This is a genomic window from Sphingobacterium bovistauri, assembly GCF_020295405.1.
GTDB lineage: Bacteria > Bacteroidota > Bacteroidia > Sphingobacteriales > Sphingobacteriaceae > Sphingobacterium > Sphingobacterium bovistauri.
In genome coordinates this window covers 1-19,404 of sequence record NZ_JADEYP010000044.1, presented here as the reverse complement: position 1 = coordinate 19,404, position 19,404 = coordinate 1, and the positions used below count along the sequence as shown (strand labels likewise).

Annotated in this window: 14 protein-coding genes and 1 tRNA gene; 2 read left to right on the top strand and 13 right to left on the bottom strand. The window is 30.6% G+C overall.

The window, feature by feature from the left end; all coding sequences use genetic code 11:
- On the top strand, positions 1-280 hold a 280-nt coding region (locus IPZ78_RS16585), incomplete at its 5' end, for a transposase (protein WP_225553275.1).
- Positions 281-454: 174 nt separating this feature from the next.
- Here IPZ78_RS16585 and IPZ78_RS16580 read toward each other — a convergent pair.
- Positions 455-527 (bottom strand) — tRNA-Lys (locus tag IPZ78_RS16580).
- A 470-nt stretch (positions 528-997) separates the two neighbouring features.
- On the opposite strand from IPZ78_RS16580, the gene IPZ78_RS17280 reads away from it, so the two are divergent.
- Positions 998-1,132, top strand: coding sequence for a hypothetical protein (locus tag IPZ78_RS17280; RefSeq protein WP_262903889.1), 135 nt, complete (start codon positions 998-1,000; stop codon positions 1,130-1,132).
- A gap of 451 nt (positions 1,133-1,583) precedes the next feature.
- On the opposite strand, the gene IPZ78_RS16575 is transcribed toward IPZ78_RS17280, so the two are convergent.
- The 12 genes from IPZ78_RS16575 to IPZ78_RS16520 form a co-directional block, all read right to left on the bottom strand.
- Positions 1,584-3,806 carry a S41 family peptidase gene (locus IPZ78_RS16575; RefSeq protein ID WP_225555102.1) on the bottom strand — a complete coding sequence of 741 codons (2,223 nt, stop codon included), beginning with the start codon at positions 3,804-3,806 and terminating at the stop codon, positions 1,584-1,586.
- A gap of 1,333 nt (positions 3,807-5,139) precedes the next feature.
- Positions 5,140-6,663: a PKD-like family lipoprotein gene (locus IPZ78_RS16570; RefSeq protein WP_225555101.1), complete on the bottom strand. Its 1,524-nt coding sequence runs from the start codon at positions 6,661-6,663 to the stop codon at positions 5,140-5,142.
- Positions 6,664-6,668: 5 nt separating this feature from the next.
- Complete coding sequence (locus IPZ78_RS16565) at positions 6,669-7,442, bottom strand: DUF4843 domain-containing protein (protein WP_225555100.1); 774 nt, start codon at positions 7,440-7,442, stop codon at positions 6,669-6,671.
- A gap of 7 nt (positions 7,443-7,449) precedes the next feature.
- The gene (locus tag IPZ78_RS16560) at positions 7,450-8,940 is read right to left on the bottom strand and encodes a RagB/SusD family nutrient uptake outer membrane protein (protein WP_225555099.1); all 1,491 of its coding nucleotides are present in this window, start codon (positions 8,938-8,940) and stop codon (positions 7,450-7,452) included.
- 3 nt (positions 8,941-8,943) lie between these two features.
- On the bottom strand, positions 8,944-12,336 hold the full coding sequence (locus tag IPZ78_RS16555) for a SusC/RagA family TonB-linked outer membrane protein (protein WP_225555098.1): 3,393 nt from the start codon (positions 12,334-12,336) through the stop codon (positions 8,944-8,946).
- 6 nt (positions 12,337-12,342) lie between these two features.
- Positions 12,343-13,467 (bottom strand): FecR family protein, encoded by a 1,125-nt coding sequence (locus IPZ78_RS16550; RefSeq protein WP_225555097.1) that lies wholly within the window; start codon positions 13,465-13,467, stop codon positions 12,343-12,345.
- A gap of 13 nt (positions 13,468-13,480) precedes the next feature.
- Entirely contained in the window at positions 13,481-14,746 is a 1,266-nt protein-coding gene (locus IPZ78_RS16545) for a TlpA disulfide reductase family protein (protein ID WP_225555096.1), read from the bottom strand.
- 131 nt (positions 14,747-14,877) lie between these two features.
- Positions 14,878-15,456 carry an RNA polymerase sigma factor gene (locus IPZ78_RS16540; RefSeq protein WP_225555095.1) on the bottom strand — a complete coding sequence of 193 codons (579 nt, stop codon included), beginning with the start codon at positions 15,454-15,456 and terminating at the stop codon, positions 14,878-14,880.
- A 916-nt stretch (positions 15,457-16,372) separates the two neighbouring features.
- Positions 16,373-17,173, bottom strand: coding sequence for a type 1 glutamine amidotransferase domain-containing protein (locus IPZ78_RS16535; RefSeq protein WP_225555094.1), 801 nt, complete (start codon positions 17,171-17,173; stop codon positions 16,373-16,375).
- A 19-nt stretch (positions 17,174-17,192) separates the two neighbouring features.
- Positions 17,193-17,447, bottom strand: a complete 255-nt coding sequence (locus IPZ78_RS16530) for a putative quinol monooxygenase (protein WP_225555093.1) — start codon at positions 17,445-17,447, stop codon at positions 17,193-17,195.
- Between the two features lie 111 nt (positions 17,448-17,558).
- Positions 17,559-18,311 (bottom strand): type 1 glutamine amidotransferase domain-containing protein, encoded by a 753-nt coding sequence (locus tag IPZ78_RS16525; RefSeq protein WP_225555092.1) that lies wholly within the window; start codon positions 18,309-18,311, stop codon positions 17,559-17,561.
- 111 nt (positions 18,312-18,422) lie between these two features.
- Entirely contained in the window at positions 18,423-19,361 is a 939-nt protein-coding gene (locus tag IPZ78_RS16520; protein WP_225555091.1) for a helix-turn-helix domain-containing protein, read from the bottom strand.
- Positions 19,362-19,404 lie beyond the last annotated feature (43 nt).

Sequence of the window (19,404 nt, the reverse complement as noted above, 5' to 3'; positions counted from 1 at the left end):
CTTAGGTGACATCTTCAATAAATGTAAGGATAAAAAAGTTGCTTTTACAAAGTTAGGACTGTGGCACAATCAAGTAGAAAATGCGGGAATTGCTTCATTTGAGAGTGTAGCAAAATCAATTGCTGCTCACCATCCTCAAATTCTACATTACTTCGACAATAGAAGTACAAACGCGTCCGCAGAATCCTTCAATGCAAAGCTTAAGGCATTCAGGAGTATGTTTCGAGGTGTAAGAGATACTACCTTTTTCCTATACAGAGTGATGAAATTGTATGCTTAAAAATGATTATCCCCCCAAGGATTCAGCTTGATCCGTTTCTTATTCTATTTAAAGCAAACTCATCCATCAATAAAAAAATAGAATAAAATAAAAAGAGATCAAGTTTGTAATTGACATTGGAAATGAGAAAAGCCTTGTAACTATTTGTGTTACAAGGCTTTTTCTTTATTTTTGTGATCCCGCTGGGATTCGAACCCAGGACCCATACATTAAAAGTGTATTGCTCTACCAGCTGAGCTACGGAATCCTAATTCTTTTCGAATTATCCTTCGTTGTTTGAAGTGATGCAAAGGTAGGTATTTTACTTTAATCTGCAAATTTTGGACAGTTAAATTTGTTTATAATTTTATAACCTGTTCAAAAACTGAGAATTATTTTTTATAAAACACTGAAATGACTATTAAAAATAGGTCTCCATTAGGCTATATATGGACTAATTTGGAGTATATATTTAGGTGAAACAGCGCTCTTGTCGCTATCTAATCGAATATCGATTACTAACTTCGATAATATTCGCTCAGTAAGTAATGAATCACATCTGCTGAAATTCATTTTAGAAAATGTCCGGAAATGTTGTTTTTAGTAATTAAAAGTTAATAATTTAATCTTGCTTTTTATTTAGTGGAATTTCTACTACAAAAACTTTTTAAATAATTAGATTTTCATTTTCAATTGATATCTGAAATCTATTTTTGCAGCAAATTAATACTTGATACTATGAGAGCAAACATTTCTACAGTTCAGTTATTAGCGTGTATTGTTTTTTTACTCGCATTGTCGGCATTATTCTTTATATACAAATATATGTCTGTAGTCAATCCTGACGTGATTGATCAGCTTATCAAGTTTTAATTCAAGTTTAGGTAAAACTTTGATGACTTTTTAGCAGAGTATAACGTAATCCTACACAACAATGCTAACAAAGTTTTATGCATTATAGATTTAGCTAGGGGAGAGAAAGATTTTGTACCTGTGAGTATTAAAGTCATTTTTTCATAGCTCTCAAAAGCTCTGCGTCTAAGATTAGCCTAGTTCATAATAATCCATCAGGCAAATTAAAACTAAATAATCAATATAAGACTATTGAAGTGTGGTAAGTGCTTGATATTGAAGTTTATAAACACTTAATTGTTGGTGTTGAAGGGGGGGTAAGGGGATATTTAATACAATAGACTTCGTTTATTTTGCCATAAACGAGCTCTTTGATGTTGTTTTAAAAGAAATTGCTTAAAAATAGTTGCGAGTCTTACAAGAATTTATTTTTCTCCATCACACTACTTTAATATTATAGATTTGTATTATTCTATTGATTTATAAATTCTATTGCTTTGTCTAAAACTTCGTCCTTACCCTTTTTAATTCCCTCGATTGTTGGTTTTACAATGATATCTGGTATTATTCCCACACGCTGTGTATCTGTTCCGTCCGGATAATAAACTCCAATTCTGGAAATCATTGTTCTTAAACCTCCTGGAAGATATATTGTAGAAACGTTCCCGTCAGCACCTGCTGTTGTACTTCCTATTACTTTAGAATTTTTCACTGCCCTAAATGCCATAGCCGTATACTCTGCTTGACTTTGTGACTTTTCATTGACAAGTATGACTAACTTTCCTTTATAATAGTTTTCCTCATGAGGAATTTTAAGAGATTCGGTAAATGTAAATTCTCCTGGATTCGTGGGATTACCGTTTGAAAATTTTACGAATGGAGTTGATTCAGAAAAAAAGTATGATCCTAATTTAAAGGGAACAAAGGTTGATGGATAATTTCTGATGTCAATAATAATACCTTTGGTATTATTAAGTGATCTTTTTATTTCGGGAATGTCTTCATCTTTAATGGTTGCCAAAGTGATGTAACCAATATTCCCATCTAAAATTTTAAAACACTTTTCTTCTTTATTTATTTTGTACCATTGATACATATTTAATTGTTTTCTGTCAAATAAAGGCACATCATTTTGTTCACTTTTATTTCCAGAAATATAACTCAGGTTAATTGTATTGATTGTGGAGCGCAATAAGTCAGCTGAAATATCTCGTAACATAGCAGATTCATTTGATGAGGGATAAAATACTTTCAAGCTATCTACGATGGATTTAATTGTTTTTTTGTTAATATGAGTTATAATGTCACCAACTTTTAATTTCGCATTTTCAGAAAATTCGAGATTAAAGTAATCTGTTACTGTAAGTTTTTTTTCAATAAATTCAGCTTTAAAAGGTGCATAATTATTCCCTCGCAATTCCGCTAATTTGTCTCCACCTCCCCATAAATTTGCATGTGTATCGTTTATTTCTCCAATAATTTGAATAGTGACAAGTTCATAATCCAATTCGGTCTTAGCATTTATGCATTTAGGAATATATTCTTTTAATATGCTATCCCATTTTTTATCTGTCAAATGCTTGTTCGGAAAAAAATATTCAATCATATTCCAAAATCTATATACAGACAATAATCTAAAACCTTCATCAGGATATGACATCTCTGAATATGGCTTTTCGTTTGTAAAATCAGGATTTCCTACATTTGGAAATAGTTTTATGTAATAATTATCTCCTCGATTTCTGTTATTATAGATTTCTTGTAATACAGTTTTTAGGTTTAGCGATAGATTTGAACTTTTAATCCACGATAGATCAGGTTTTAAAACAGCATTATTTGGTGTCCGTTTACATTCTTTGCAAATAGGTAATTTTCCATATTTTTCAATCCAGGTTGTAAGGATATCATCTCTTTCTTGGATATTTTTTACTTTTACGTAATCAGGCAAAACTCTAAATAGTTCATAATCCCAATTATAATTTCCTTTTGCTATTTCAGGATGATGATACTTTAAAAATCCCCAAATTTTACCTAACAATTCTAAATTATTTATAGTGTTATCAGTTAATTTCGTCAAGGTGATATTTGATCCTTTATCAAATTCTTTATCATTTTCAGCAGGTAATAATACTTTGGTATAGATTTCAAGATTGGTGTTATCTAAATCTTTTCCATCTATTGAAATTTGCAAATTGTCTAACCACATTTTTCCTTTACCAACCAATAATCCACCTACAACTATTTGCTTTGTTTTTTCGGGTATAAGAGGTAAAGTTATTTCATATTCTTTCCAATCTGTAGTTCCTGTAATTCCTCGGCTATTCATATTGTCAAATCCAAGCTCTGGGTCGATACGCATCCACAATCCAGCATAACCATCAGTAATATTTTCGGTTTTAATAAATCCTTTTACTTGGATTGACTTTCCTTTGTAATTATGAGGTAGATTAATAGCTAAAGCTTTATAAGCTGATTTCCCAGTTCCGTTTTCTATTACTGCCGAAAATTTTCCGCTTTTTGCATTTGTAGAATCTATGTAGATTTTATAATCATTACTTCCGAAATTCCCCCATTTATCAGGATACCCATTAATATTATCTTCAAAATCAAGATTCAATTGTTGGCTATTTGATTTTTGAGCAAAAGTAATTGTAGAAAACAACACGAAAACTAAAGTGAAGATTATTTTTCTCATATTTTTTGGTTTTTAGAGAGTTTTTAGAACACTTTCTTAAAACTCAACAATATAAGAAATATATTAAATTTTCTTGATACTTAAATATTACTTCGCAACTTATTGTTAACAAGTTGTTTTAAGTTATAGTTTTTTACTGTAAAGATAGTTTAACTTTCTTGTTCACGTAAAAAAATGACTTATGAGACTTGCGATAGAAAACTCTAAAATTGAAGAGGTTATAAGGCATTCCACTCATCATTATAGGGGAATAATTTCGCTAAACCAAGATATAAAAGTTATCATGTATTTACAAGACAACTTTTATATTGCTACGCATTTCTCTTAAACGTCCTTGCGCTTAACTCGCAGTACGACGAGCGAATAGGAGAGGTTACATAAAAAGTTGGGGTGTATATGGGGATAAAATGAAACTCAAATAATTGAGTGTTTTTTCACTAAAGTGTGACAAAATGGTCGATTTTAATGGTTTTAAGGTGAAATAACGATTTATTTGTGTTATGCACACCAGGGAAATTTAAAGAAAGATGAGGGAAACAGTGTTTACGGCTGATTAAGCGAATATTAATCGTGTTAAATAAAAAAAGCCCAACCTAAATTGAGCTTTTAAAAGTCTTGGCGGAGAGGGCGGGATTCGAACTGTTTTTATAAAATATTTAAAATGAGAAGTATATGTATTTGTTGTTTTTTGTGCCATGATTCTGCCATTAATATATTCAACCTGATGAACCTTCTATTCAAAGAACTTTTTGATCTGTTTAAAACAATAAATATATAAAAAATAAATTTTACATTAAAGTTTGAATTTTATTATGATAAATTTATTGTATTAAGGGAAATATATATATATCCATCGCGTAAAGTGTAATTAACATAATCATTTAAAAACTTTAAATGATATAATTATTTTTATATCAAATTTAATTACCATCAACTAGCACAAATTAAAAAATTTTTTAAAGATTTGAAGGATTAATTTGGAGTCCAATATTATTAAACCATTTAGTAATTAATATTTTATAACATGCTACTATAGTCTGAACTGTTCATATATTATTTAAGTTAATAAGTTTCCCAGATAAGTAGAATACCTTGTGAGGTGCTATATGATTTATTGATTAAAGTTATTTTATTTAAAGATAGGTCTCAATGAAACATTTTTTTTTATTGGATTGATTAATGTAGATATCTACCTAAGGAATTATAAAATAAAATGCACCATCAATGAAGATAGTGCATTTTGTAATGAGAACTTTTTAAAAATGCTTGTTTAAAGTTATATATTTAAATAGTAGGAATTTTTAACGAATTGATTGTTTAATGTAAATAAAAATTATAACCCTACATATATTCCTTTAACTGATCCCAATACATGTTTTTGTGCATTTGAAAGCGTGAGATTCTGTGTATTATAAATATATATTGATGATTTATTATCTGAACTAAAACTCATATCCGTTGTGGTAATTACTAACGAATTATAATTTGTTGCTCTGATTCCTATACTTACATTACCGAATATAAAATCTGAAATATTTCCAGGAGCATCCGATGGTAATTTGATGTATTCCTCCAAGTTTATTACATTATCGATAGCCTTATTTTGAAATCTATACAATGTTTTACCAATCCCAACATAATAACTTAGTTGACTACTATTAAATGATATACGTGATACAGGATTATTTTCTGGAATATCTGCAGTACCAATTTTAACTAAAGCTCCGGGCAACCTAGTAGTTGCATTAATAGTTCCTTCGAATAGATTAAGTTGATTATCTTTTTTAGTTATAAAAGTATAAACTATGTTTGGCGAGTTATTGTAGTAAGTGCCAAATAGAAAATCGTGTCCAGTAAATAGTTCAGATGCTTGCGGTACGTTGTGTTCAACATTAAAATTAAACGGTACGTTTGAACCAGCAGAGATCAATCTAATTCTTCTATTTGCATCATCAAAAAACGCGATGAATTGTTCTAATGTAGACGAATTATGCATTTTAAATAAACCATTTGGCCCAATGTTGTAATTGTCTGGGTCTTTTGTAAACTTCGCTTCTGAAGCCGCACCTCGAGAAAAGACATGTAGCTTTCCATTAATTACACCATGCATTACATCATTGGAAGTACCTGGATCGTGCCACATTTGCTTAGGGTTAAAGTCTAATGTACCTTCGCCCAGATATGATGTATTATCATATAATCTAAATGGAAAAAATTCTTTAGACTCAATTACTGAAACAGGATATTTAGCATCCTTTACCCCCAAGAATATAATATTCCAGTAGTCTGAAGATGAATTCCCATAACGAAGATATCCACCTAAATAGAAAGGATTTTTTCCAAAATCTCCTATTCTAGGAATATTTATTTGTTTCAAACCGAAGTCTGGAGAAGATGTTGGAATACAGTGCATAGAAGCATCATTATTATTGTTTTCGGTAAGAAAATAATACCCTGCTTTAAATCCATTCATGACTTCAACGAAGAAAGCATATGTCTTAACTATGGATGTTGACTTGTCTGTAATCTTCAATACTCCGTTAAGTTTACCATACTTATCATTTGCAGTGTATAGCAGGTCTTTAGTTTTAGACACCACTTTGTCATCAATTGTCCATAAGAACTCTACTTGAGATAAATCATTACCGCTGATTGAACCTTCTATAGTCGGTGATACATTTAATACATCACCGAAAGATACATTATAAATTCTATTTGTATTGTGGTCTCCGGGAAGTACTCCATCAGTAATTTGCAAATCGTTTATTTTTGTATAATCATAGTTACCTAAATCCTTTGAACAGGCAGCTAAAAGGATGATTATACTGCTAAATGCTATATTTATTATCTTTTTCATAATCATTAGGGTAATAATATTCTTGGTTGAGTAGTGTCACCATTAGGATAAACTACATTCTCATCAAAGTACTTTTTCAATTTCTCGATATACATAATGGTAATTGTGAAGATACCTGTAGATACAAATGATGGCATACGATTCCAATAGTAATAGGGGCCAGGGATATTGTTAAAATATTCTGGAGAAGGGTCAGCTCCTAGTGGGTATAACTCAATCCACTTTTGATATTTTTCTTTTTGATAATCTCCAAAATAAGTACTCCAAGTATTCCACCAGCTCGGCTGAATAAGAATATCAGAAAAAGCAATTTTTAATGTTTTATTAAATGCATTACCAATCTTAAAATTTTCATTATCGGCAATATCTAATATTATATTCATTTTTTTGCTAGAAAGCTCTTGCCCTCTTTTTATATTAATGTATAGGGTATCAACAAATAATCCCTTTTGAATTATAGGCTCAGAAATAGTGACTAAATTTGAATCAAAGTCTGATTTATCAGATATTTGAATAGTATATTTTCTATCATGTGCCGAAGATTGCCCAGTTATGGCTATAGGAATTTTTAATGTTTTTTCATTAATACCTATTGCTTCATCTAATGCAAAGCTGTAAAATATACTATCTGTATATTTTTGAACTGCTCGTGTATCTGGATTTGGATACGCAAAGTATACATATGATGATTCTCTGTTATAATCTAATATATCTGCATTTTGACTACAGCCAAAAATCAACAAGGCTATAAGACAAATAAATGATGTTGTTTCTTTCATAATTTTCTTATTGTGGATTATATGTCTGTTCATTAATTGGTATAGGGAAAGTAAATCGAGCAAGGGTTGGTTGTACAGCAGTAGCACGATCAATTGCCCTAAAAAGTCTTTTGTATTCTGTGAATAATTTCCCTTCTCCAATATTTTCTTTACGCAGCTCATCAAAAATGAAATTTTTGATTGTTACTTCGTCCATAGAAGTATTGTATGTAAAAGGTGTAATGATATCTCTTGCTGAGCGAACCGTGTTTAAGTATGTTATAGCTTTAACTGGATTGGATGATGCGTAATATTCGGCAGCAATCATATAAATATCATGTAATGATATTAATTTAGTCTCAAACAGGACAACAGAATTGATGTTAGATACAGACTCTGATTCTGCAAAATGATACTTCACCACTTTAAATGGTGTAACCGAAATCGCTGGGTCACTTTGAAACCAATTACCAGCTTTATATCTAAAATCACTCACTGAGCCATGAGCAGAATTATTATATAAATTAGTTCCGAGCCAAGTATAATTCGGAAAAAGCAACGGTGAAGTAGAGGTCGCGCGAGTATCACCTATTGCTGAAAAGATACTCAGCGCATTTGTTCGAAAACTTTGGTTGATTAGTGCAAATATATTTTCATTCGGCATTCTTTTATTATACGTACTGCTCAATTCGGCAACTGTCGTAAAGCGAATGACATTATTGCTAGAGACTTCTGTGATTACTTCTTCCGCAAATTCAGCTGCCTTTTGCAGATTACCTTCCCATTGTGAAACCTGAGCCTGCAAAGCTACGACAGCATAGTAATTCATTCTATTACCTCGACGGTCTACCAAACTATTATACTTTTCATACGTTAGCGAATTGCCATTTGAGACTCTACTTGAAGTTCGAATAGGGTCCTCTTGAAATGCTAGCCTAGCAGCAGTGAGATCTTTATTTAATTTTGAAATAACTTCAGCTGCTGTATTGAATTTACTACTTGTAAATATTAGGGCATCACGATATGGAATAGATGAAACATCTAATCCTTGTTCTTTAATGACTGGACCAAATAGCTTTAATAATTCAAAATGACAGAATGCTCTTATACCATACAATTCTCCAATGATAAGATCTTTGTTTAAACTGTTAGGAAGTTTATCAACATCCTGAAGCATAATATTGACTTGGTTTATAACCCCATACAGTGAAGTCCAAATACCATTTATTGGGGATAATATAAGGCTATATTCGTGTCTAAATGCCCTATAGTATGAGTGCGCACTGTTTGGAGCATTATATGTACCTACTAAAGTTTCCATAAAACCAAACTTTAAATCACGACCATACAGAGACGTTGTATTCATGCTATTATATACAGCAGCTAATCCCATTTGAAATCCTGAAATATCATTTAATAAATCTTTTTGATAGGCTTTATCTTTAGGGGTGACGTCTAGAAATTTTTCACAGCTGACGAAAAAAGCTGCTATTGTTATTAGTAATACTATCTTTTTCATATCTTAAAATTGAACCAATACACCAAAGTTATATGTTCTTGCAAATGGATAATCTATTCCTCTTTCCATTCTAATATTACTCAGTCTTAATGCATCATTTGTAGAAAAATTAAAGCGCAATCTTTCTAAATTATATCTTGAAATAATGCTTTTTGAGAAATCATAGTTGACATTTATTGTCGTTAGTACTAGACGCTTTTCACTTTGTACGAAACGACTAGATACTTGTGTTGGCGACTGATCTGAAATTGATTTATATTTAGTCAGATCGCCAGGTGTTTTCCATCTATCTTCAAGAACGCGCTTATCAGCATTTTCAAATGGAGAATTGTTTTCCACCTTATTTACTAATGTTTCATTATATATATCCTGTCCCAAAGAATAATTCCCTATTAACTGAACAGAAAGTCTTTTATAGTTAATAGTTGAACTTATATTACCGAATAGCTTTGCTTCACCATCACCAATCCTTTCTTGGTCTAATGCATTCCATACATAGGTAACGTTTCCATCTCTATCACGGAATAGCTCTCTTCCGTTAGCCGGGTCAATACCTAATGAGCGTACACCTCTTATCGTATTTAATGAAACTCCCTCTTCATAATAGGTACTTGGAGTTCTGATGTTCCCACTAGCATCTCTAACAATCAAGGATTCGTTATATTGTCTTAATTCATTAGATATTTCTAACAATATACTTTTGTTTTGAACTGCACCTATAGCTACATACCAACTAAATTCGTTTACTAAATTTTGATAAAGTCTGAAATTGGTATTTATTTCAAAACCTGTGTTACTGACTTTCCCTAGATTTTGCACAAAACTGTTTCCTGCAAAACCAAATGATGGAGCGACAGTAATATCAGAGATCATATTATTTGTTGTTTTTTCATAATAATTGAAATCTAAGCCTATCAAATCTCTAAATAAACCTAAAGATGTTCCAACGCTGATTTGCTCAACTACTGGCCAACGCACATTTGGATTTCCTTGATTTACATATATTGAACTGTATTGATTATAATAGTAACTGCCCGATAAAAATCTATAAGCGGTATTTAACATATCACCATTAAAATTTTGAGAACCATTTGTTCCTACATTTCCAAAAACCCGAAATCTGTTGACATATTTATTTTCAAACCATTTTTCGTTATGCAAATTGTATGATGCGCCCAAACTCCAAAATGTACCAAATCTGTTTTCTTGGCCAAACAATGATGATCCATCAGATGTCAGTGTTCCACTCAAATTATATCTATTATCATAACTATAGTTGATTGATCCCAATAAACTTACTGATCGAATAGGATTAGATTCTGTCAATGGGACTGAATTAGCAGCATATTGTAATGCCAAGGATGGTGAAATGAAACGATCATCGTTAAATCCAGTTACAAAGTAGCTTTTATTGTTTAGATCATCCGCACGAATCTCTCCAATTAAACTACTGAATATCTGATGCTTATTGATGTTTTTATTATATTCTAATGTTAAATTCGAATTAAACTGTGTTTCATTACCATTGGTAATTTGATATTGCCCTTTCCTAGATTGATCTGTAATACCGAAAAAGCTCGAATGATATGGAGAAGTATATTTGTCTTTATCATTGATACTTCTTGACAATACACCGCGTATTTTTACTCGAAATGATTGTGATATCATCCAATCTATAGACATATTATTTGATATAAAATGCGTACGGCTATCATCTCTAAAACCTAAAGTAGCATCATATAGTGGATTGTAAGTAGTTGGACCAAATGTATAAAAAGGCCCAAGTTCTGCATACCTAACATTTAAATTTCCATTGTCATCATGAATGCGTTCGTATGGGTTCATTTGTACATATCTCTGAAAGGATCCATATGGGCTCTCATAAGCTTTAGTATATTGATATGTAGCCCTATTGTTGAAAGTTATTTTATTAGGAATTCGATATATTAAATTAAATCCTGCTCCACCTCGAGTTCTGCCAGATTCTTTCATAATTCCCTTGAAGTCATTATAATTTCCTTCAATACTATACCTTACATCGTTAGCCCCACCTTCCATACGTATACTGTGATTTACAGAAATTGTAGATTTGATGGGTTGACTTAGCCAATATGTATCTACGCCTGATGCTATTGCGTTTTGACGCTGAGCATAAAGATTATCATACATCTCTTGTGTCATCTGATCCCAAGCATCTGCTGAGTTAAAATCCGTTACATCATAAATACCAGCTAATTTTTCATATTCTAGCTTTTCCTTAGCGTTCATCATATTATAGTCTGAAAGATCGGCTTTAGTAATTGAAGGTTTTGCATCATAGGTAACCGTAAATTTTCCATCTTTTGGCATACGTGTTTCTATTACGATAACTCCATTACTTCCTCTAGATCCATACAAACTTGTAGAGCTCGCATCTTTAAGAATAGCGATACTTTCAATTCTATTAATGTCCATATCGTAAAGCGTGGTAAGTGCCACTTCAAAACCATCCAATATGACCAAAGGAGCATTGACCGCATATGCCCCAACACTTGCAACACCACGGATATTTATTTCTGGCAATGCATTGGGATTAGAACCTAACTCATTGTTATCACTAATCTTAAAAGCTGGGTCTAAGGCTTGTAGTATGGAGAAAATGTTATTGTTATTGAATTTTTCTATTTCTTGTCGTGTGATTGTTTTGGCAGCACCTGTAAATGCTTCCTTATTAATACGAGTGTAACCGGTAGCAACAACTTCTTCAATTGTTGAGGAAGCTTCTTTAAGAACTATATGTAATTGAATTTTGCTATCAATATCTACAATACGTCTTTCATGACCAACAAGTGTAATTTGTAGCTGATCGCTTGGTAATACATTAATAGTAAAATTACCAAATGTATTACTAGAAGTTATCAATCCTGATTTAACAACTTTGACACTAGCGCCAGAGATAGCCTTTCCTTCAATATCTACAATTTTTCCTGTTAATACGTATTCTTTTTGCCCAATAGATTCTGAAATTAAAGATTTTTCACCGCTAGTTTTACGTTTTTTATAGGACACTAAAATCGTATTATTAACTAATTCTAGCGTAATAGATTGATTGCTAGAAATCATTTTTAGCACATTACTTAATGTTTCATTTTTAACATTTATTGTAATTGGTGCACTATTTTTTAATGCACTCACATCGCCGATAAGATCAAAGCCACTTTGCTTAATAATTTTTTCAAGAACTGTACGTAATGAGGTTCTTTGTTCATTCAGAGTAATGGTTTGAGCTGCTAGAGCATTAAAAATATTTAAAAAGTAAACAGTTACTAATAAGAGTAACAATCGTTTTTTCTTCTTTCGGAAGCACCAACTTCCGCTCGAGTTATTCTCGAGATTGCTATTATATTGGATTTTCATAAATGGTTAGTTAATTACTCTAGTTATATTAATGGAATTTTCAGAAATTTTATAGTTTATAGGGGTTGCGGCTTTAATTAAGTCTAATACTTCATTTAAGCTCTTGTTGCGTTTTATACGGCCAAATATTTCATAATTATGAAGAGATTCTTCCACTTTAATTGTAACTCCATACCAGATTGATAATTCTCTTGCGAGAATACCTAATCCAACACCATTCAAATTGAAGAATCCTTCCTTCCAGTCTATATGTCTTTCAATATTAGTATCTGAAGTCAAAACTTCACCTTTCAATAGTTGATTTGGAGACATTGAAATCCCAAAATAGAGTGGATTTTTATCTTCTAAAATTGAACCATTTTTTGCTACATTAATATGTCCTTCTATCAAAGCAACCTCTGCGTCCTTATTGTAATAATCTAAATTAAATTTAGTACCTAATACCTGTATTGTCCTATTCTTCGCTCTAACAAAAAATGGACTATTTTTACCATCGATATGTTGCTTTTCAATTTCAAAATAACCTTCACCTTCTAATTCCACCTCTCTAATGACATCATTAAAAACAATTGGATAGGTTAATTTTGAATTGGCATTAATCCATACTTTACTACCATCTGAGAGAGTGAGGCTAGCTGTTCCGCCATTTTTTGTAATCAAAGTATTGTACTGAACAGAGGATAGAATATTATTTGAGTGTAGGTATTTTATACTTCCGTCAGGCAATCGTGTAATATAAAAATCCTTTGATTTAAGTGTATCATCGACATCCAGATTATCGAGATAAAATTCTTCATTATCCTTCAAGATAACATAGGCATTTGCTTGTTGGGGCGCATAAATAAGTTTGTCTTTTTTTTCATCTGAACTAAATCTTTCTTGAAAAAATATAAACCCAAATACGCAAAGGGCAGCAGCCACAGCACTTGCCATATACCAGAATATCGATTTAGGCTTATCTTGTTTAATACCTAATTTATTGTCTAGTGAATGCACAATATGATCTAAATCCACATCATTGACAGTTGATGTTCGACTATACTGCTGGTACCATTGTTCTACAAAAGCCTTTTCTTCGTCACTTAAATGACCTTTGGTATATCGCTTTAATATATCTTTATCTATATTCATATTTCACTATTTTCTATTTATCTAGTATTTCAGATAATATCTTCTCAAGCTGCTCTCCACGAAGATTCTTTGCGACAATTTTTCCAGTTGGGTCAATGAGATAATTAGTTGGAACAGCTTTAACTCCATACAGTGTGGCAACATCATTTTTCCAGCCTTTTAGGTCGGAAACATTATACCACTGTAAATTATCTTGCTTTATTGCAATCATCCAATTTGATTTCTTGTCATCAAGGGATATGCCTAATATTTCAAAATTTTTATTCCTAAACTTTTCATAAGCAGTAACTAGATATGGGTTCTCCTTTCTACATGGCACACACCAAGAAGCCCAAAAATCAATTAACACATATTTTCCTTTGAACATAGCTAGTTCTACATTTTTTCCGCTCGTGTCTTGTTGAGCAAAAATCGGCGCTATAGCTCCTGGTTGCAGCTTAAAGGTGTTTATTGCATGTGCTAATTTCGTTCCAACTGTTGTGCTTTTTAGCTGAGCACTAAGTAATTCATATAAGGAAATAGATGAGTTGTAATCAGAACTACTATTTATATACTCTTTGACAAGATACAAGCTGTATTCATCGTTTGGGTGATGACTTACAAAGTCATACTTGCCACGATATTGTAAGTTTTCTATGCGTCCATACTTTTTTAATAAATCAGTATGCAACTGCTGGATGACTTTTAATTTTTGAGTTGATGCTGCTGAAGCGTTGCTGTGAATGAAAAGATCTCCTGATTGCTTTTTTCCATGTTCTAAATATGCAGCGTGTAATTTTGGATCAATAGTATTTAATTCTTCTAGCTTTTCTACTAAGATGGCTTGCTCAGATCTAAAGGCATCACTTTTAAACAGATCTCTTCTTTCGGAAAGCTGTTTTCTGTAACTTCTTTCCGACTCAAAACCAACACTTCCACCTAAATTTTCAGGGATTTCTCCCTCAAAGTTTAGGTTATTATTACCTTTAAATATATTAAACCAAATATTGGAATCTAATTTCCAGTTTTTATTTGCTGAATCATAAGATTCACCAAATAAAACACCACCATAACTAGGTCCATCCGTTGTTCCAGAAAATGTGAACTTGTTGTTTGATACGATGGCTGAATCTATAATTTTATCCCCTCCGTCGAATTTATAGTACATTAAATATACTCTTTCTCCATTATTAGGGTGTATTCCGTTAATTTTAAACGAATTTATTTCTTGTGCTATTACACTTATTAGATTGGTGCAAATTACACCAATGATCAAAAATGATTTAATGTTGATTATCATCTTATCTAATTATGAAGTAAATAATTTAGTTAACTAATCAACATCTATGATACTGATTATAATTATAAGACGATTGTGTAGAAGTATTGTCCCGATTTTATTAAAAATATGTTAAGAAAATGTAAAGTCGACTATTTAATCTCGAAGAATAAAATTAATAATGGGATCAATTTTGATTTTAAATGTTTGACGAGGATTGAATATTGATTTCTTACTGTTTTCTCCGCCAAATTTAATTTTTCTGCGATTTCTGAATTGTTATAACCTTGTAAGCGCAATCTTACTATTGACTTTGCATTAGGACCATACTGGTTTAAAAGTTGATCTATACTATTTAGAAATAATTCTTCTCGTAATTTGTAATCTGCATTGGAATTATATTGTTGAGAATAATCCTTCATAGAATCTAAGTATTTGTTAATATGAATGCTATGTGCCATATTGTCTATAATTCTGTTGCGCAAGGCTCTGAAAATATAAAATGCAAAAATTTCCTTAATCTTTATATTAGATCTATTTTGCCAAAGCTTTATGAATAAATCATGAACAATATCTTCAGCATTAATTTGATCAACCTTTGAAATAGCGTGGGCTAATAACGGCCCTTTATATCTATTGTATAATTCTGTAAATGCAGCTTCATCATTCTGTAAAGAAACAAGTTGATAAAGATCTTCATCTGATATTACAACATAGTTCAGAATCTTCATGCGTCGTCAGTAAAATTATTATAGCAAGTTTTAAAATATATAATATTACATTAAATTAATCATAGAATGATTAATTTAATGTAATAATCAATTAATTCATTTATATTAACTTTAAAGATTATAGCTTTATCAGTAACTGAAAACGTTCGAAAGCATAATTAAAATTTATTTTTAACAAATGTATTGGTTAAATTTATTTCTTGTAAAGTCGGTGGTAATCAAATTTCAATAAAATAACAATATAGGCTTTTAGTAATAAATTGGAAATGCAATTTTTATAATTGCAATTAAACATTTTATGTTAATAATTTTTATATTCTGTAATTGATTTCCAACTCATAATGCATTTTATATAATATATAACAAGCATTTTTTTCAAATGGTATAATCCTTGAAGTTTTCTGAAGATATTTAATTTTGCGACCTCTCTCTTTAATACTTTCTAAGATGCAGATTTTAGCATTTATTGTTTTAAAAAAACATTCAAAAATCTTATTCTCCGAATAAGTTATCAGCTAATTCAAGTTCTTTTGAAAAGTTTAATATACTTAACCGCTAACATGAGACATCTCAAATGATATTCTATTTTACGAATCGTCATACAATCAATCTATAAATCTTTTAATAAATATAGATCGATTTATTAATTTTTTTTAGAATCTATGATAACAACTTTACAAAAGACTTATTTAAGATTATCCCAAAAGACCAAATTTCAAATATTTATATATAAAGCTTAAACATTGTGCTCAAATTTTTTAAAATTTCGCATCTTCAATTTTTCTTAATTGTGATATTAATTTTTTACTTCAAAATAACTCGCAATTTATTAATATAAATTTCGAAATTCTTTTATGTAGATTTTATGTGAATTTCAGCAATGAAATGAATATATTGCTATAATTATTGTAAAAAATTATTCTTTAATTTTTAGATATTCAGTTATCCTAATTGATAAAATTCTACCTAATTCTTTGGCACTCGATGGATCTTGTGCAGTAATTAGTTCTCTATCTTCAATTACTAGTTTTTTACCCAACATCACATTTTTAACGATTCCGCCCAGACGTTTAAGCATTAAAACAGGATAATCTGGCATGTGACCCCCAGAATTGAAAAAAGGTATGTCTTCAGCAAGTTTTTCAGCGAGCATAGATACACAAGTCATATTGTAACCACTATAAATCCATTTTCCATTAACTATTGGAGCAGCTGCCAGTGCAGCACCACCATGACATATCGTAGAAGTTATTTTTTTATTTGAATGAAAGTGTAAAAGTATTTGTCCAGTATCTGAGTTATATTTCTTACTTTCCATCCAATTAGAATGAACTACGTCTGTCATTGGCGCTTGTCCTCCTGGGATGAAGAGCATGTCATATGAGTTAAGTAATTCCTTATCTTTTAGTACGTCTGAAATTTTTAATGGATTGGACATACCAATGTTATTAAGAGTTTCTAAAAAACGTCTTGCTTCATTTAGACGTTTTCTAGAAAATCCCCAGTATACTAGTTTATAAGAAGCATTATCAATTTTACAAGGGTTACCATTCGGACTTATAAAATCAATTTGATGACCTGCCTCATATAACATTTGTAAAGGTTCCACAAGTTCACCTAAAAAGACTCCAACACTATGCGAGTTTCCTTCTATATGAGGTATTTTTGTTGCGGATGAAATGTAAACTAATATCTTCGCTTTTAAAGTATTTATCATTTATACAAGTTGTGATGATTTAAAATTTTATCTGTAAATCATTTTTTCTTTCCAAAAGATATGGGTGGATGTTCTTTACTGCAATCTCTTTGTAATGTTCGCTTTCAATATGTTGTCTAATCGCATCTTCTGAAATATATTCTTCAATCAAAATTAGCTTTTTGAAATTTTCTTCAGACTGATAGACTTGATAATTTATATTACCTTCTTCTTTCAATGATAAATCACGAAGTATACTTGCTTGTCTTAGAACTTCTTCTAAATGTTCTTCCATTATTATCCAAACTGAAATTATAATTTTGTTCATCTTATAAAATATAATGGCGGTATAAATTACCGCCAAATTGAAAATTCTTAATTAATATTTTTTAAATTAAATAATCTTTTATTTATTATTTAACGCTTCAATTACAAATTGAGATGCAAGGTAGCTACTGTGCTGTTGTTGCGCTGTTATTAATCTCCCGTCTCTAACTGCAAATGGTTCTAATGGTCCTGCTACTTCAAATGTTGTATTATGGTTTTTGCGTGCTTCAGTTTCTATTGTATATTCATTAACTGTAAACCCGAATGCATTATTAAGTATATCTTCCTCACTATCAGCAAATCCTGTCCATGTCTTTCCATCAGCTAACAATTTACCATCACTTAATTTAGTCCATAATAGTAATGACGTTCCATGACATATCAAACAAACAACCTTTCCAGCTTCATAAAAATCTGCAATTAGTTTATGTAATTGAGCATCATCTTTGAATGTCAACAAAGGAGCTCCACCTCCGGCAACACTAACTGCATCATAATCAGAAACATTGATTTCATTAATTGGAATGGAATTTTGCATCCATTTTCCAAATATTTCATGATTAACAAAACCTATGCTTATCAGATCATTTGGATACATTCCTTTAGGATTTTGAGGGTCACTATGTTCGTCAAATTTAACTGCTCCACCTTGTGGAGATGCAACATCAACGTCATACCCAGCTTGTATAAAATCAAAGAAAGGTCTCGTCATTTCTTCAGCAAAAAATCCAGCTTCAAATCCGTGTAATTTTGCCGTATTTGAAACAATACAAAGAACTCTTTTTTTCGGATATTCATGTGTGCCTGTTCTTTTTATTACAGTATCGTTCATAATTTTTTTCTATTTAAATTGTTTAAAATATTGTCTCAATTTTAAACAAAGTTAGTGTCTCAATTGACCAAATAATTGCAATAATGAAAGAATGAAATGCGAATATTAAATTTAATTTGATTTTTTAAACTTAAGTGGTGTTGTTTTTTCTATTTTCTTAAATAGATTACTGAAATGTGACGGGTCTTTAAATGATAAACGAAAAGCTATTTCTTTAATTGACAAATCAGTCTGCATCAACAGTGTTTTGGCTACATTAATTAAAGCTTTATGTATATGCTCTTGTGCTGATTTGCCAGTATGCTTTTTGAGAGTAGAACTTAAATGGTTAGGGTGAACACAAAGTTTTTGGGCAAAATATGCAACAGAAATACTTATATCCTTTTCTGATAAAATATCAATTACTAATTTTAGTTCTGAAAAAAAACTATTTATAATTCTTGTTTGCACAGCATCTATAGTTGTAATAAGTTCTTTATCATTAGCTAAAGAATTATCATAAATTTGCCTTATGTTTAATAATAATATTTTTACATAAGTTGCAATTAAATTAAATTGTTCAGTAGATTGTATATTATATAATATAGCTATTTTCTCAAATATATTTGAAAGAACAGTAACTTCAGAATCGTTTATTTGAAGAGGAATGGTTTTATTTATTTGTAAAAATGGGAAATCAAAAATTATGTTTGCTAGTTCTACATGTTCCTCAATAAATTTTTCTGTAAAAACTATCGCGTATTTTTTAATTACATCTGGGTCAAAATCCCAAGAAACTACTTGATATGGAGTTTTAAAATATACGATATTTTTTTTTGTATTTGATTTCCAAAAACCTGAATTAAATGATCCTTGACCATCTATTATAAGAGAAATTGCATAGAAATGATGTTTAAATGGTTTTGAAGAAGTATTTATTAAATCTTCTCTACTGTTTATTTTTTCAAAATAAACATCTTTGTAAAGAAAAGATTCAATCCCTAAATGTTTACTTAATTGTTCGAAATTATATATTTCCGGAATATTATAATCAATTCTTTGTTTGCTCATAATATGATATTAATAATTTAATTTTATATAGTAATTATTTAAA